Origin of the sequence: Alteromonas marina, from assembly GCF_000808575.1 — a bacterium.
Lineage (GTDB): Bacteria > Pseudomonadota > Gammaproteobacteria > Enterobacterales > Alteromonadaceae > Alteromonas > Alteromonas marina_A.
On the sequence record NZ_JWLW01000003.1, the window covers coordinates 111365 to 128923 of the forward strand.

Here is a 17559-nt window from a genome sequence, read left to right on the forward strand (position 1 = left end):
CTTTGCTTTAGCCTCTATGATGTTGACTACTCGTCATCGAAACTAAACTGCTGCTGACCCAAAGACGTTTGTTCCAAAGGCTGGCGAGAGCTGTCTGCATTCGAAGAACCATCGCCTTGCTGGGCATCGTCTCTGCTCGCAAATATCCCGTCTAATCGGTTGAGTACAGACGATGGAATATCAGTGTAAAACACCCCTTCTCCGCGCTCGTTTTCTGGGTGCATGCCGCGTAAATACAGGTAATACACCCCACCGAAATGCACATCTGGGTCGTAGTTGGGCAGCGTATTCTTTAAATAGCGATGTAGCGCCAGGCAGTAAATTAAGTACTGAAGGTCGTAAAGGTGATGCTGGTTATTATGAAACAGTGCTGTTGGCGTGTAGCTATCTAGGGTATCGCCAAGCCAAGTCGATTTGTAGTCTGCCACATAAAACTGACCGTCATGTTCAAAAATCAAGTCAATAAACCCGTGCATCATTCCCTGTAATTTAGCTGTGATTAATTGAGGCGCAGTTTCCACCTCGCCACCAATAATGTCAGCCACGTTTTGCCTATGGGTAGCGAGTACTTCACGAAGCTGAGCCCATTGCGTGTCGTTCATTGGAAAATAGAATTCTGCTTCGCGCAGGGTTTGCGCTAAGGGCAAATCACTCATACTCAGCTGCATATTCGGATAAAGCGGTGTTTGCAGTGTTTCCTCTAGCCACTCATACAGTAGCGGCGTACGCTTTTCATCTAACCCAAACCGGTTAACCAGTTCTTTGCCCGTTTCTTCCCATTCAGGCGCACTAAAGTCACTGTGCTCTAGAATATCGTGAAGTAAATTACCTGCACTCGCGCCTTTCTCAAGAGTAAAACGCAAGTCATGTTTACTTACCGTACTTTCAATACCTTCGGAGAGATTGATGTCTGCATCAATTGAACCCACCTCACCCATAAGGGGGTCGCTTGCATACACTTCTTCATCTCGAATGGTTTGAAGTACGGACACACTAGGAAGGGTTTGACCCAAGGGCTCTGTTGTTGCGCCGGACTCTGCTGCTTTGCCTGTTTCAACGCTTTGGTTAGCACCAACCGTGGTTAAACGGCTCATGGCTGAGAATGAATACAGTCGCCATTCTTCGCTTGCCGTGCCGGTAAATTGCAACGCGGTAAGCTGAGGAAGCTCATCTTCTTGTTCAAAGCCGGTATACACTTCCTCAAACTCATCGCCATCGATATGGCTGGCATGGGACGCATCTTCTTCAGCAACACGGTTTAACACACTTGACCAATCGTTGTTGCTGCCATCGCCACTTACACCAAGTGCTCGTGCTAATGCGCTTCTTTCGTTGTTAGTTAGCGGTACAACACCCATGTAACAACGATGGGCAGCTCGTGTTACCGCCACATAGGCCAGTCGCATGTCTTCCGCTTCGCTCTCGCTTTGAACGCGAGCTATGGCCTGTGGCGTCTGCCCCAGTTGCATTTGTAAATCTTGTTTTTCTTCGTCGTAATAGGTAAATATCTGCGACGTAGTATTGCCGTTTTTAGCGGCGTCTTTATAGCCGGTGGCAAAAGGAACAAACACGATGGGGTACTCTAGCCCTTTCGAGCCGTGTTGAGTAATAAGTCGAATAAGTTGGCTGTCACTTTCAAGACGCAAAGTAAGCTCTTCATCGCTTTCAGGCTTATGAATTTGCTTATTCAACCAGTCGAGTAGCTGCTCTGGGCGCTGGTGAGTAGTGCTGGCTTTTTCCAGCACTTCGGCCAAATGCTGATAGTTAGTAAGGGCGCGTTCCACGCTGTCAGCATGAGGTTGATAGCTATCTTGCATTAAATACAGCAGCACACTCATGCACCCTTTTTGCAGCCACATATCTCGCAGCGACAATACCTTGTCGATAGCCGCATCCCACTGCGCGTCATCTTCATGGTACAGCAGTTCAATGAGTGTTTGGGCACTATACCCCCAAAGCGGTGACGCCAAGCTCGACGCCACTTTACTGGTGTCGTTGGCATGCCAAATACCGTTAAGTAACCGCAGTACATCTTTGGCTTCGGCACTGGCAAATAAGTTACTGCGATCGCTTAAATAAACGCACGCCAAGCCTTTTTGCTGCAGTACACTTTTGATAGCACCAGCTTCAGCCCTGTCTTTCACTAAGATAGCGATATCCTGAGGCTTCACCGGCGCGGTGCCACCATTGGCGATTTGAAAGTGCGCTTCGTTCAATAAGCGGTAAATCTCTTGCGCAATCCACTGAGCCATTTTGCGACGCATAATGTGGGCGTTTTCTTTGTCTTCCAAACACATGCTAACGTAGTTCATTGCGCTGCGTTTCGTTACAGCACTTTTCATTACACCGCTCTTCATTAAACTATTTTGTTCGGCAGGGTCAATAAGTGGCGTTTTTGCCGCGGCCGCTTTAGGCGTAAATTCGACTGGGTTGTATTTGATATCAAAACCAAACACATCGGCAGGTCTATTTGATGCCACAGGCGCACCATAAAATAACCGATTATAGGCCTTAACCATTCCCTCTACTGAGCGCCAGTTGGTATTCATCACCCAGCGGTAATCAGCCTGCCTACCCGCCTTTAAATAGGTAAAGATATCGCCACCGCGAAAACGATAAATCGCCTGCTTGGGGTCACCTATCATTAATAACGCACTTTCGTTAGCATTCTCAAGATTAGGATAAACTGCGTCTAAAATAGCGTACTGCTTTGCATCGGTATCTTGGAATTCGTCGATAAGCGCTACGGGGAATTTTTTGCGAAGTTCAGGCACAAGAGTATTATTTGGCTTCACCACTTCGTCGGCAAGCATGCGAATAAGATCGTCAAAGTCGATAACGCCAAGCTGCTTTTTCTGCTTTTCAACGCGGGATTTGATGAACGCAATGGCTTCAACCACCAGCTTGAATACAGGCACCTTACCAAGCGCTTTGTCTTTCTCACCAAATGCTTTTTTAAGCGCCCCTGCAAAATCTTTTATAGGCGTTAAGATCTCTTTTACGCCAGATGAATTTCGCGCATATCGGTTACCTTTAACAAAGGCTTCCGCTTCGGGCGGCGGAAGATAATAACTTTGTTCATCTACGCAAGAACGCAACCAAGCTTTAAGTGCAGCCAACTCCTGCGGCCGCTCTTTTTTATGGGCCGGTGTTTTGATGAGCTGTTCTACCAATAGCCCTTCATTGTCTTCTACGCTTTGAAGTAGAGACTTCACGTAGGCTAAAGACGTGTGCGGCACTTCATCTAGCTGCTTTTTACACGCCGCCTCAATATCTTCTTCACTAAGCAATATTGGGGTCAGAGTACTTTTAATGCTGGCGTTAAACTCTCGCAGCAGTTTTTCTGGTGTATGCCAGCCTGACTCTGCCAGTAGCCTAAACTCGTCCTCACTTTTGCTAATTTTTCGAATGAAGTCTTCGGCAGCTTCAAGGTACAAGTCGCTGGTGTCATTACCCAAGTTAAGCGACATGGCAAAGCCACTGTTAAACGCTAGCTGGGTAATAACATGCTGACAGAAGCCGTGAATAGTGAACACCGAGGCTTCATCAAGTTCTAGCTGCGCCGCTTTTAAAAGGGCCAGACTCTCTTCAATATCACAGTTGTTAAATAAATACTGATAAACCGGGTCACAGCTACTGTCTATTTCATTGCCGTTATCTTTGGCTTGCTGCCAAATAAGTAGAGCTTCTCTTAGTGTTGCCGCAATACGCCCCTTTATTTCTTCGGTCGCGGCTTTGGTGAAAGTCATCACCAATATTTCTTTGACGGTGAGCTTGTTTTCAAGCAATAGACGCAGATACAAGCGCGTAATATTAAAGGTTTTACCTGTGCCGGCGCTGGCCTCAATAAGATGGCGCCCTTTTAACGGCATAGCGACTACATCGAGTAGTTGCGCTTCAGTGCCACTGTGGTCGTCGGTTTGCAGCTTAGCTTGCTCGTCTAGAGGGTTGTCAGAGGATGTAGGGTTGTAACTCATAGCTTCTCCTCCTGAGACGCATTGTTGACCATGGCGAGCAACACAAAAGCACTTAAATACGGCACATCGTTCCAACTAACGCCCTGAGGAAACAGCCAATGTAAGTAAGGGTTGCTTGCCATATCGGCGCTGAACTGCCCGCTACTTTGTTGCCAGTCGGTTAATGCTCGCTGTAATTCTATCGTGTCAAAAAGTGCAGCGGCTTGATCCACCGCCTGTTTCGCTTTTTCATGTTTTTCACTTGTCGTTTCGCTAGCTACAGCGTTGTCTTTATCAGTGAACGGACACATCTCGTCAATTGCATGTTGAACTTGGCGAAGTATCGCTCTGTCGGCTTCACTAGTCCCGTCCGCACTATTTAGTAGCGCATGCAGAATGTCGGTAAACATCTCAGGCTTTATGCTTTCCACTACAGGCTTAGTATCAGAATTTCTGGTTCCGGGCATAAACGTACCGAACAAACTTAAATGAACTGGTGTCGGCGCCGTGTAAACTGCCATATAAAGCTGTTCAATAAACAAAAGTAACCGCACAGCAGTTTCGCGGTCGTAAGCGGGGAAACGCTGCTTTTTCAAAATGGTTTCGCCCTTTTCCCAGGCACACGAATAGACATCCAGCGGATACTTGCTGTAGCTGGTTTCTTCATCGCTACTTGAAAAAACTAATTGGGAGATGAAGAAACCCAAGGCGCGGTGAGCGTCAATCTTGCCAGCACAAAGCTCCACTAGCGCGTCACTGCCTAATAAAGCCGATGAAGTAAAGGCGATGTATTTGCCTTGAAAGTGCGCTTTTTTAGGTTCAGCGTCATGAGGGCCCATGGCCTGACTTAATGCCAATGCCCCTTCTTTCCACATTTCAACTTCATCTCTGGCAACGGGGTTATTGGGGATATCCCCTCTAAGCGACGCAAACGTGATGACTTTTTCACTATATGACAGCTGGGTAACATCATCTATCTCTGGCGCAATGCGCTCCGCAGATGAAAAGATAGCGTCGAGCACCTGATAACGCAGCAGCGCATTGGTTTCAAACGGCTCGCTATTTTCAAGTAGTGTAAACGATTGAGACAGATTCACGCCCAGCCGTTGGACAGAGAAATACTCCAGCGGATCTTTGAAAGCTCTCGCAATTTGAATACCTGATAAACGAAGCGATTGCGTTGATAGTGCATCAGGTGATGGTGCTAACGTTGCCGTATCCGCATCATTGGCAGATTCATTATCTGCTTCATCAGTATTTAATTTCGTTTTTTGTAACGCGTCAGCTAACCGTAACCACCCTGTTTCGTAGCTCGGCAAGGTTCCCGTAAAGCCTTCTTCACTGAACGGGTGTAGCGGCGCATTAACGCTGTACTTTGATAAATCCAGTGCGTAGCTGTTTGCTAACATATCCATGAACTCAGCCAATACTAGACTGGGTTGCCGCTCACTATTATTAGTAACGTCGTTTCCTTGGTAGCTTAAATATAAGCTCTCTCTGGTGGAAATAATGGCTTCGAGGAATAAATATCTGTCCTCCAAACGTCGTGAGCGGTCACCAATCTGGCGGCCAGCGCCCGCCATTAAGTCGAGGCCTAGCGGGCTTGATTTTCTGGGGAATTCACTGTCGTTCAGCCCCAAAATACACACTTTTTTAAACGGAATGCTTCGCATGGGCAGCATAGAACACACCGTAACCTGACCGGTCATAAAGTGGTTACCAGCATCTGGCGACGAGAATCGATTGAGTAGCAGGTCGCGAACCTGACGAAGGGTGAGTTCGTGTTCATAACCTGCCTCTTCGCATCGTGCAGCAAGATCAGCAGCAACTTTGGCAATAAGATCCCAACTTTGCTGCTGCTCTTTTATCGGCATAAAACACGCATCTCTAAGCGATATTAAGGCTTTAGACCACTGCGCGGGTGTCCTTGGGGCTGTTAATACTTGGGCAAACTCACCTAACAGCGCCACAACGTCGATAAGCTTGCCTAGCGTAAGCGCACTTTGTCCTTCAACGTCGGGAATAGTGAGTAAGTCACTCACAATGACTTCACTATCTGGTGCAAGCATACCCATAAGTAATCGACGTATTCCCCACCACCAGCTGTAAGTGTCGTCTAGATCAACACCTTCTGAAACGGCCGTTTTATGGGCGCTATTAAGACCCCAATGAATATGAGCTTGTTTTAGCCAAACCATCATTTGCTCGATATCATCTTGTGATACTGAGAAACGCTTTTGCACTGAATCTAGCTGCAGATAATCCATAATGTCCGACACACCAAAGCGGCTATCGGGCAGCTGTAACAGCGCCATAAACGCCGCAATCAACGGCTCTGCATCCATTGGGCTTCTATCTGCAATGGTACACGGAAGCCTAACCTGCCCCCTGCCAGCCAAAGCCTTAGTACCTACTCTGTGAAATACAGCATCAACAAATGGCGCGTAGTTTTCGATGGCGGGGCACATCACAAGAATATCTGATGGAGTGCGCGCTCTATCTTGAGATAACCAATGTAACAAGTGGTCGTGTAATACCTGCACTTCGCGAAGCGCGGAATGGGTACACATGATAGTAACACTATCGTCTTTCTCTGTTAAATCGCGAGTAAGTGGCTTCGGTTGAGCGGCTTGCAAGATATCGTTGTGAATATACTCGAGTAGACCACGAGCATTGTCGCTGTCAGCATTATCGTTTGTCTCTTCAAAATCTGGTGAATCAAACGCACTAATCTCAAAGGTATCCAGTTCGGTGAGTAAGTTGAATAGCTCTCTACCCTGCTTACCTAAGTTTCCAAGCAGCGGGTTGGACTGATCTTCTTCCATCCATTTTTTAAGGCCTTCTAAGCGCAATAATTTCGCCTGTTCGCTACTGCTTTTCGCTTCACCCCAATAATTAACGCTTGGATTTAAGTGAAATATATGAATATCGATGTGCTGCGCGAGGGCGTCAAAAAACGCGATCAGCTGCGGGGCCATAGTGTTAATGGCAAACACTATGACACGAGTAGGCAACTTATTCGCTGGATCATTTGGTAAATGGCCAGCTTCTAACGCCTCTAAGGTCATTTGATGCAAACGTGCAGGATGCAGCGGTTGCTCTTTGACCAATATGCGCCAAATTTCGCTTTGCCATATCTCCATGTCATCAAATACAGCGCGTTCGTTAGCTTCCCATTTAAACAACCAGTCTGGGCGGTACAACAAGTATTGCTCGTACACGTCGGCCAGAGCGGTAGCAAGCTGAAGGCGCTGTAACCCCTGCTCTTGTTCACTTCCGGCATTTTGCCAATACCGGTTAACTTGCTCGAAAGCTTCTGTGCTCATTAGCGAGCTATCTTGGAGAATATTGTCGATACGCCATGTCAGTACTTCACGACGATAGGGAGATTGCTTGGGTACTTTGTCCTGTCCAAGTACGGTACGTGCTGTATTCCACATAAAGCGCACCGGTAAAGGGTAATCAATATTCATTGCCACGCCGTGTTCTGTGGCAAGCTGCATGCTGACCCAGTGCTGCATTCCCGGGCTTTCAACCAAGATGGTTTCTGGCGTAAATACGCCCATGGGCTGCTGACGTAAAAGCGTGGTGAGAAGAAAACTTAAGTGTTCTAATTTATTAGAGGGATATAGCGCAAGCAATCGAAAAATCCTTTGTAGAACGTGCTTTTAGATACTGTGCAAAGACTGTACAGGTATCGTCGACCTTATAATTTAGTGTATCGCATTGGGCTCAGTAGTTAAGTTATTTCTCCAAAATTTAGATAAGCAAATGTCTTATGATAATAAAACAAATACTGGGGGCATGGCGAAATCAATACCCGGAGAGTTCTAGGCAAAGTGATAGAGGGATCTGGCGCAGTAAATGAGTACAAAGAAGCGTGTGTGGGCGATTTTCAGACAAAAAAAACCCACACAGACCTCAGGACACGAAAAATCTGTATGGGTAAGGTTTACGGTCTACTCAGTAACAACGTGAATAAGCGTTGCCTGGCACTCATTCACGTTAGCGCTACTGAGCAGCACTGTTAACGATTTATGTTGTGCAGGTTGAATGCCAACTTTTTAACCATTAAATATCAACAGCTTAAACAAAAGTAGAAAACATGACCAATAAGTCATAGTTTTACCGTGGTGCAAGTGCACCACAAGCAAGCAGACATTAAAGAAAGCGCTTTACTCTCGCCGTCGTAAATTTAGCAGTTTCTCCCGAAGCGTCATTCAAGTACAATTTCGCCTTTACGAAACGCAACACAATTTCACGGTCAGGAGCAACAATGTTAACCGCGCAACAACTCGCCACTATGCTTTCTCTTCAGGATAAAATGAACGCCAAAGTAAACCCAGACTGGCTAAATGCTGGTTACGGATACTTACGTGCAGCAATGGTAGAGTCAGTTGAAGCAATTGAACATCACGGCTGGAAATGGTGGAAAGCACAGCAAAAAGACTTGCCACAGCTTCAAATGGAATTGGTGGATATCTGGCACTTTGCACTAAGTGCCTGCATTATTGAATATAAAGGCGATATCGCTGAATCTGCAAAAAGTATTGCTTCTGAACTGGCAAGTGGCAACACCTTAGTGACTTTTGATGGCAAAGACTACGACGCGTCAAATCTGTCGCTTCTTGATAATTTAGAGCTCATGACGGGCCTTTGCGCCGCCAAACGCTTTAGCGTGCCACTATTCATGTTCATCGTAAGCCAGTGTGAAATGTCAGCTGACGAACTGTATCGTCAGTACGTAGGTAAAAATGTACTCAATTTTTTCCGCCAAGATAACGGCTATAAAGAAGGCACTTACGTAAAAGTGTGGGAAGGTCGTGAAGACAACGAGCACCTGGTAGAAGTAATGGATGCCCTAGATTTAACGAAGCCAGAGTTTAGCGACTTAGTGTATGAAGGGTTACGCTTTCGCTACCCTTCTTAAAGCGACCAGTGCGTTTCGTTTAACGCGATGTAGCGTCGCTGTAGTGCTTATAGCCCAACACAGTTTCAACGCTTATTGCGTCTCCTTCCGATAACAAAAAGCTCTGTCATAGACAGAGCTTTTTTAATTATTGCCAAAGCAAAAGACTCAACGACGATTTTACGCGTCAACCCAAACTAATTTGTCGCTATAGCTACCTTGGATAATATCTACAAAGCGGTCTTCTAAAACATGTCGTTTTACTTTGAGCGTCGGAGTCAGCAAGTCGTTTTCGATGCTCCATTCGTTTTTCATAATGACAACGCGATCCATAACTTGATGGCTTTCCAGTTTTGCGTTGATAGCTTCGAATGTTTTCTTAAGGCTTGCTTCAATGCCCGCTTTGTCTTTTTTCTGCGCTTCTTCACTAAGCACTAGCAAAGCCACAGGTTGAGGCAAATTAGTCCCCGTTACACACACTTGCTCAACAATAGGGTTTTCCATGAATTTTGCTTCAATCGGCGCTGGCGTAACATACTTACCCTTCGCGGTTTTAAAGATGTCTTTTAAACGACCAGTAATTTTAACGTAGCCATCAGCATCAATTACCCCTTTATCGCCAGTGCGCAGATAACCATCCTCAGTAAAGACTTCAGCCGTTTTTTGTGGTTCCAAATAGTATTCCAGCATATTGCACGGCGACTTAACTTGGATCTCACCTTCTTCTGACGTGCGAATGTCTACGCCATCGTATGGCTTACCAATGCAGCCGATTTTATCATGACGGAAAGGTACACTGCCGGTGCCATAAGCACTGTTCTCGGTCATTCCCCATCCTTCAGAAATGTAGATACCGATTTTCGCGAACCATTCAATGACTGCTGGTGCAAGTGGCGCCGAACCGCTTGCCCACAAACGTGCGTTATTAATGCCCAAGCCATCGCGAATTTTCTTCGCAACAATTTTGTTCAAAATTGGAATTTTAAGCAGCGTATCCAGTTTCTTCTGCGGCATTTTCGCTAACACGCCCATCTGGAACTTTGTCCATAAACGCGGTACCGAAATAAATAGCGTTGGCTGACAGTGACCTACATCGCGCTGGAATGTCGCTAGGTCTTCCACAAAGTGAATTTTACCACCACTGTAGTAGCTTGAAAGCTCGACCAGTACACGCTCTGTAATATGCGCAAGTGGTAAGTAGCTCATTGTGCGATCGTTTTGGTTAATACCCAATTGATCGAGGGAGCGACGCGCTGCCCAACAAGCCGTATTGTAACTGTGCACCACCCCTTTAGGCTGACCGGTACTGCCAGACGTATAAATGATGGTCATCAAATCATCCATATCAGGTACAGGCGAGTCTGTTATGGGCGCGATATCCATAAACTCCTTCCACTGCTGCCTAGTAGCAATGTTTGGATAAGGAAAGGCAACCGTTAAATATTCTGAAGGAATAGAGGCAACTTGTTCCGCAGTATTATCTAGTTTTCCAACGAACAATAGCTGTACGTCAGCATGTTTCAACACATACTGGACCGTGTCTGGACCGGCTGTTGAGAAAATAGGTACCGACACGTGACCTGCCATCATAATGCCCAGATCAGCGATAAACCACTCAGCACAGTTTTTTGAAAAGATACCTATACGGCTACCTTGAGGAAAATCGAATTCACGTAAACGTGCTGCCACTTTTCTGGCTTGTTCGGCAACTTGTTTCCATGTGTAGTCGTGGTATTCACCGTTAATAGGCTGTGTAAGAAATACGTCGTTCCCACGGCTTTGTTCCCAGTGGTACAACATACTTAATGGCGATGTTATTACTTCCGTGGTATTTGCGTTTGCTGTCATGTCTAGCGGCATAAGTCACTCATATGTTGTTATAATGTAGCTCATTTTTACAATGATTTCACAGACTTCTAATAAGCCCTATTTTTTATTGAAAAACAAGCTTTTTAAACAAGCGTTTACATTCTTTGCGATGAATAACAAGGCATTGGGCGCTAGATTTAATTTTTTTATAGATGAGGCTTTTTGCTCTTTATGATCTTTCTTGGATAAAAATTGCCTACAGCTCCTATACCCACTTTTTAAACAACAGAGGTTCAAGCTCATCAGCTGCGCATGGCTTTGCGTAAAAATACCCTTGGTGGAAAAAACACGATCTCTCAATAAGTTCGTCAACCTGCGCTTTAGTTTCAACCCCTTCTGCAACACAACTCATATTTAGGCTAGTCGCGAGTGCTATAGTCGTCGTAACCAACGCTTCGTTGGCATTACCAGGCGCCATTTCGTTAACGAAGCTTTTATCTATTTTAAGCACCGACAATGGGTAACGTTTTAAGTAACTAAGCGATGAATACCCCGTTCCAAAGTCATCTAGTGCTAGCACAAAGCCTTCATTAACAAAGCGATTAATTTGCCTCAAGGCATTATCGCTATCGTCCATTAACACCCCTTCGGTGATCTCAAACCTGAATGCTTCTTTTGGTAAATCGAATTCGTTTAATAGACTCAGTACACCGCTTAAGTCGAATTCTGTCTTAAAATGAAGCGCGGACAAGTTAATCGACACATACCCAGTAAAGCCTTGGCTATACCAAGATGCCAAGTCTTCGGCGGCTCGACGCATGGCTTGCCGTGTCACTTCTATAATATATTTCAGTTCTTCTAAAATGGGTATGAATTGGTCGGGGAATAGTGGCTCGCCATCTAGCTTACTTCTCAGAAGTAACTCAACGCCTATTGTGGTATTTGTCCTTGCATCGATGATTGGTTGATAGTGATTAAAGAAACAATTATCCGAGTACGCGCGCTTAACTTTATTTTCTAACAGTAAACGTGTTTTAGCGCGCTCATTCATATCACTGGTAAAGTATGTAAAACCACTTAATGCATCTTTCTTAGCGCTATACATGGCAACGTCGGCCTGCTTAATTAGCTCTGCGGGCTCAGACGCATCTTCGGGATAAAAAGCAACGCCAATACTACACGATACTCGAAGCACTTCTTCAGCCAGTGAAATTGGTGTTTCTACCGATTCGATAATTTGTGCGACAAAAGAACTTAGATCATCGCTTTCATCTACCTCTTCGATGACAATAACGAATTCATCACCTCCAAGCCGCGCCACCGTGCCAGACTCTGCTACTAGATTTCGCATTCTGTTCGCCACTATACGTAACAGTTTGTCGCCATAATCGTGGCCGAGAGAATCGTTAATACCTTTAAACCTGTCCAAATCTACAAACATTACTGCTACACGGTGTTCGTGATGTCGAGCAAGCCCAATGGCGTGTTCAAGTCTATCAAGTAGCAATGTTCTATTTACCAGCCCCGTCAAGCTGTCGTACGTAGCAATCTTCAGCAACTTGCGTTCTGCGTTTTTCTGCTCGGTAATATCTGAAATAACAATAAGGTAGTGCTCTGCATCGTTAGTCTCGCCACTTACTGCAGTAATATCTATCAGTACGTCGTAACGCTTGCCGTCGGCACCGTCAATAACAGCTTCGTCTTTCCAAAAATCACCGCCCTGCATTTCCGGAAGCTTGCCTGAAAGATGTCTATTTAGATTGGGATAGCGCATATAAAGCCGCGAAAGCTGCTTAGGCAGTGGCTCTTTACTATTAAATCCAAACACTTGTTCAAAGGAAGGATTAGCCGCGACGAGACGCTTGTCCTTATCGAAAATTAGTACCCAATCTCGCGTTTGCCTGAAAGCATCACTAAATAACGTCACTTGCTGTTGTGCTTTTTGTAATCGGACTAAGTGACGCTGCCTAGAAAGTAAGTAAGCCACTAACAGGCCCACGACTAAGGTGGCATATATCGAATAGGCCAACGGCGAACGAAGCGGTGCGTATGGCATAGACAGGCTTACTTCCGCTGGCAAAACGTTATAGTCGAAGCTTCCAGGCGTGGGCGCGACGGTAAAAACATAGTCTCCAGGTTCGATATTAGTAAAGGTTACTTTCGCATCTTCAGTAATACCTTCGGAAACCACTTTGTCACCATTTAAAAGTTTGTAGTAATACTTCACTTTTCCTATGCCAGACATGGCGAGTGCGGAAAAGTGAATGGTTAGCCCATAGTCCTCATAATTTAGATTAAAATGGTGACCGCTTAAGTTTTTAAGGGGCTGATTTAGCGAGCGATTACCTAGTACAACCTCAGTAATGGCGGTTTTCTTGCCAAGTAAACCACCGTCAACATCTAAACTTTCCAGTTGCGATGCAGAAAAGACAACGGCACCACTAGTAGAACCATAGGCCAGCCTTCCATCGTTAAGCTTTAGCGATGCCCCCTGATTAAACTCCGAAACACTTAGTTCTCGACCGTAAATAAAATTCTTAATTTGACCGGTGGAAGGGTCGTACCTGTGAAGACCTTTATGCGAACTAAACCAGATATTGCCAGACTCATCCTTCTGAAGCCCATATACAATGTTCGATAATAAAATATTGTTATCATTCAAATCATAAAGGGGTTCGAAAGTATCCGCATCTAGGCCTATTAGCCCCACACCACTGTATGCAAGCCAAAGTACGCCCATGTCGTCAATTACCCACGATGTAATGGAGCGTTCGCTCCCTCTATAAACCTCTGGGAAACGATATACAAGTTCATGCTGCGAGGTAGTCGGATCGATTAGCCACAATCCTCCTTCTGTAGCTAAAAAAAGCCTGTCATTGTGATATTTTGACTGCCCTATAAAACCATAAGAAAAATTGATATCGAACACTCGTGGGTCTAGTTTAAAGGGCGAAACTTCTTTTTTAACGACGTCGTATTTCAGAAAGCTTTCGTAACCAATAAAATACAAAATGCCCTCATTGGATAAGTGCATGCCGGGCCCATAAGTATCAAAAACTGTATTTTCCCCTCCACTCGATACTTCAGGACGAGACACTTCTCCTGTTTTTGGGTCAAATAACCGAATCCCTTCATAAGTACTTAAGAACAATTTTCCACTCTGCAAAGGAATAATCTTATCGACGGCTCCCTTTCCAAAAACTTCGTCATCGAAGTAATAAAACTTCTCGGATATATTCGTAGCAAAATCATAATGATTTAGCCCGTTTTCAGTCCCTATCCATATTTTATTGGGCTCTGTTTCAGCAAATGTCCACACAACATGACTGGTTAGCGTACTCTCTTCACCTGTTCTTTCATTCTGGATAGCAAAGATATCTGCGCTTTTAACCCCAAAATACAAAGCACCAGCGTAAACAGAACTCATCCACAAATTATCTGCTTCATCTTTGGCTATTGCGGTGATTTTTTTATTTGAGATTTCAGTGAAACCATTATTAGGCTCTAAGATATGTTCATGCTCCCAACCATTAGCCGTTTGAACTAGTTGGTACAAGCCTTTATTTGTGCCCATCCAAAACGCATTTTCTTTGTGCTGCACCAAAGTCCACACGTTTCTATCAGATGCAACTTGTGTAAATACGTTTTTTTTAACACCGCTGACTTGCGCTAAAAAATCTTTTTTGTCTGCAACGAATACCCCGAGTACCGTTGTAATCCAGACTCTGTTTTGCTCATCCAACATCAGAAATTTTGCATTGATATTGTCAATATTTTGCTCAGTATCACCTAGGTAATCCAAGCTAACCAAAGGCTGTTCAGCATCAAAAATAGTTTTAACATAAACACCTTTGGTCGTCGCCACTATCAAAACATCATCAATAGTTATGGCCGAACGAATACTATGTTGATTTTCAAGCAAAGGTGCCGGCAATTCAGCAATGCGGGTTATTTCGTTTTTTTCTGTATCAAATAGTTGCACTTCTTCGCTTAGTGCAATAACAAGTTTGCTTGGCGTATACCAATGAAATGTCTCGGCATGTTGCACAACCCCTTCTATGGCATGATATTTCGTGGGCGCTATTTGAACGACATTTTGTGTGGTTAAATCAAGATAAAAATTTCCTCGCCCATAGATACTGAACCAAAGCGCTTCTGAGCCTTGCAGCGCTAGCCGATGAACTGATGCATCAGCAAGGCTATTATCTGGGCCTGTTACGAGTTTAGTTCTTACGCCGTCCCACCGCACTAAGCCACCTTCTGTGGCAATCCATACAAATCCATCTTCGCTTATAACAATGTCATTTACGACATCTTGAGGCAGGCCATTTTTTGTCGAGAGAGACTGAAAAACAGGGTTAGATAACCGAGGAGATGCCACTGCACCTAAACAAACAAAAAAAGCCAAAAGAATAAGGTAGGTAAAACACTTCATCACGAATGGATCGCACAATTTACATTTTTATTATATTTTCAAGTGTAACAGAATGTTTGAAACATGGGCAGCTTCATGCCGAGGTTTTTACAATCTCAAAAAATATCGTTATAACATTGAAATTTAAAGGCTTATTAAAAGTACCCTGGTAGCTTTGTAATGCAAAAAGTACACCCTTTGACCAACTTGTGGCAATAAGTTTTCCAATGAATCCGGTGCACTGCTATATGGCTTTGTTTACAAACTGACTGTATTCATACTAATTCGTTAGTCTTGCTGTACTGGCACGCGTCCAACCGGCACAACCTGTCTTCTTATACTGGGCTGTGGCGCTAACCTGTATAGATCACCATTTTGACCCACATAATGCTTAGTCACACCACATAACTTCGCAATTTCCGCGTGGGCTTTTAGATGGTGGTGCTCACCATGAACCGGAATCGCAATCTTGGGTTTAACCCAGTGATACATTAATTTGAGTTCTTCCTCACAAGGATGACCGCTTGCGTGAATAGGTAAGACACTATCTTCACTGTGAATGACAGAGACACCTTTCGCTGATAATGCTTTGCTCAAACGCTCTACACTGTCTTCATTGCCGGGAATAACGATAGAAGAAAATAGAACCATATCGCCCTTGTCTAGACTAAGGAGGGGATGATTATCTCGTGCTAAGCGGGCCAACGCGGTATTTTTCTCACCTTGGCTACCTGTTGCAACTGCTAATACCTCTTGCGGTGGCAAATACCCTAGATGTTGTGGATCTGTAATCGGTAAATCATCCGGCCAAATACCTTGTTGTTTGGCAATGCCATACATGTTCATTAATGAACGTCCATACAATCCCATGTATCGCTTTGTTTTCTTCGCAATTCTTGCCAGTGAAATAAGCCTTGCTATATTGCTCCCAAAACACCCAACAACGACCCTCCCTTTCAGAGGCGCTATAGTGCTCAATAATCCGTCGTAACAGTTTCTCTCTGAGATCGAAAAACCAGGTTTTGGCGCGTTAGTGGAATCACCCACCAGGGCGAGAATATTTTCTTCACCCAATCGCTTGTAAAGGTTTATATCGAAAGGTTGACCAGTGATCGGGTTAGCATCAATTTTCCAATCTGCAGTATGCAATACCGTTCCCACTGGGGTGATGATCTTCAGGGCAAAAGGTTCGGGCAAAGAATGAGTAATGGCTAACCAATGCACGCCAAACGGTCCAATTTGCTTAATTTCGCCTGAATCAACTTCAATGATTGCAATTCGGTTTGCAAGCTTGGTTCGAGCAAGCTTGCGCCTTAACACTTCAGCCGTGAACGACGTTGTATAAATCGGCTTTTGAAATCGCTCCCATAAATAGGGAATAGCACCCACATGGTCTTCATGTGCGTGCGTAATAACAATACCCGCAAGCGAGTCCTTTTGATTTGAGATGAAAGTCGGGTCAGGAGCAACCACTCTGTGCGTTGACCCTTTGGATTGAGTTCTGCAGTCTCCCTTGCCACCCGCTTTATAATTTGGAACTAGAGGTTCGTCGAACGATACTCCGCAATCGACCATCAACCATTGACCATTGTGTCCGTACAAATTAAGGTTCATACCAATTTCGCCTGTCCCTCCTAAGGGAACAAACCACAAATCGTCGATGGTTGGTTGCAACAAAGCGTAAACTGCCTTTTTAAAACGTTAAATATAGCGTGCGAAAACGGGTAACTAAAACAACCTGATTATTCGTGAAGTTCTGCATTTAATTGATCGATGATTTCAGCCCATGCAGCATCTTCAACAATAGCTTCTTTTAAAAAAGCTGACTGACTTTCATTCCAATAAGGCGCTTCGTGTAAGTGCTGGCTGTTATTAAGTCCTCGATGCGCTTCAAAAAATTCAGCTATTTCTTCGTCAGAGCTTCCTAAACCGAGTTGGCTGAATAAACTATTCATTGTAGGTTGTTCAGTAAACATAACGCCTCCTAGGGTTACACATAAACAAAAGCACAATTAAAGCGACTTCAGCGCGGCATAATAAGCGCATGCAAATTGCTTTTGTTTCGTTACTAAATATCTACCCTCTGATGAGCCCTTGAGATCACACGTTAAAGATACTCAGCGAACTCCTCTGGAGTAATTACCTCACCTTCTTCTGCGGGAACAGGACATACTATGACCATAAGTTCGTCTTGCGTCATACCAGGCACCCACTTCAATAAAAATTCTTTAGTTGTCAGTTCCATGGCTTCGCAATGTGCCCAGTCTTCAGTAGCCCACAAAAGCGCAAGCTCAGCATCAGGCCAAACAGGTACGCCATCTTCCTCGTCGGTGGTAAGCATCACACAGCCGTGCTCGTCTTTTAGGATAAACAATTTCTGTTCTGCTTTAATCGTTTCAAGGCTTGCTTCCAAACGCTGAAATGCATTTTTTTCTAGTAAAGGATGTAATTGAGACATTGGACTCTCTCTA

The 17559-nt window shown here is 44.7% G+C and carries 8 protein-coding genes; 1 reads left to right on the top strand and 7 read right to left on the bottom strand.

Annotated features, from left to right (window positions below):
* Positions 1 to 26: 26 nt before the first annotated feature.
* Both recB and recC read right to left on the bottom strand, forming a co-directional pair.
* Positions 27 to 3977 (bottom strand): exodeoxyribonuclease V subunit beta, encoded by a 3951-nt coding sequence (gene recB / locus RJ41_RS02070; RefSeq protein WP_039216516.1) that lies wholly within the window; start codon positions 3975 to 3977, stop codon positions 27 to 29.
* A complete protein-coding gene (gene recC / locus RJ41_RS02075; RefSeq protein ID WP_039216518.1) occupies positions 3974 to 7597 on the bottom strand; it encodes an exodeoxyribonuclease V subunit gamma in 3624 nt (1207 codons plus the stop codon). The genes recB and recC overlap by 4 nt, the downstream gene beginning before the upstream one ends.
* Positions 7598 to 8232: 635 nt before the next feature.
* Here recC and RJ41_RS02080 point away from each other — a divergent pair.
* The gene (locus RJ41_RS02080; RefSeq protein WP_039216519.1) at positions 8233 to 8886 is read left to right on the top strand and encodes a dUTP diphosphatase; all 654 of its coding nucleotides are present in this window, start codon (positions 8233 to 8235) and stop codon (positions 8884 to 8886) included.
* 159 nt (positions 8887 to 9045) lie between these two features.
* Here RJ41_RS02080 and RJ41_RS02085 read toward each other — a convergent pair whose 3' ends face one another.
* From RJ41_RS02085 to RJ41_RS02105, 5 genes are all read right to left on the bottom strand, one after another.
* Positions 9046 to 10725, bottom strand: coding sequence for an AMP-binding protein (locus tag RJ41_RS02085; RefSeq protein ID WP_039216520.1), 1680 nt, complete (start codon positions 10723 to 10725; stop codon positions 9046 to 9048).
* A gap of 214 nt (positions 10726 to 10939) precedes the next feature.
* On the bottom strand, positions 10940 to 15109 hold the full coding sequence (locus tag RJ41_RS02090) for an EAL domain-containing protein (protein ID WP_039216523.1): 4170 nt from the start codon (positions 15107 to 15109) through the stop codon (positions 10940 to 10942).
* A gap of 267 nt (positions 15110 to 15376) precedes the next feature.
* Positions 15377 to 16765 carry a ribonuclease J gene (locus RJ41_RS02095; protein ID WP_084081749.1) on the bottom strand — a complete coding sequence of 463 codons (1389 nt, stop codon included), beginning with the start codon at positions 16763 to 16765 and terminating at the stop codon, positions 15377 to 15379.
* Positions 16766 to 16830: 65 nt separating this feature from the next.
* Entirely contained in the window at positions 16831 to 17064 is a 234-nt protein-coding gene (locus RJ41_RS02100) for a DUF2789 family protein (protein WP_039216525.1), read from the bottom strand.
* Positions 17065 to 17195: 131 nt separating this feature from the next.
* Positions 17196 to 17546: a DUF2750 domain-containing protein gene (locus RJ41_RS02105; RefSeq protein WP_039216526.1), complete on the bottom strand. Its 351-nt coding sequence runs from the start codon at positions 17544 to 17546 to the stop codon at positions 17196 to 17198.
* Between the last annotated feature and the right edge of the window lie 13 nt (positions 17547 to 17559).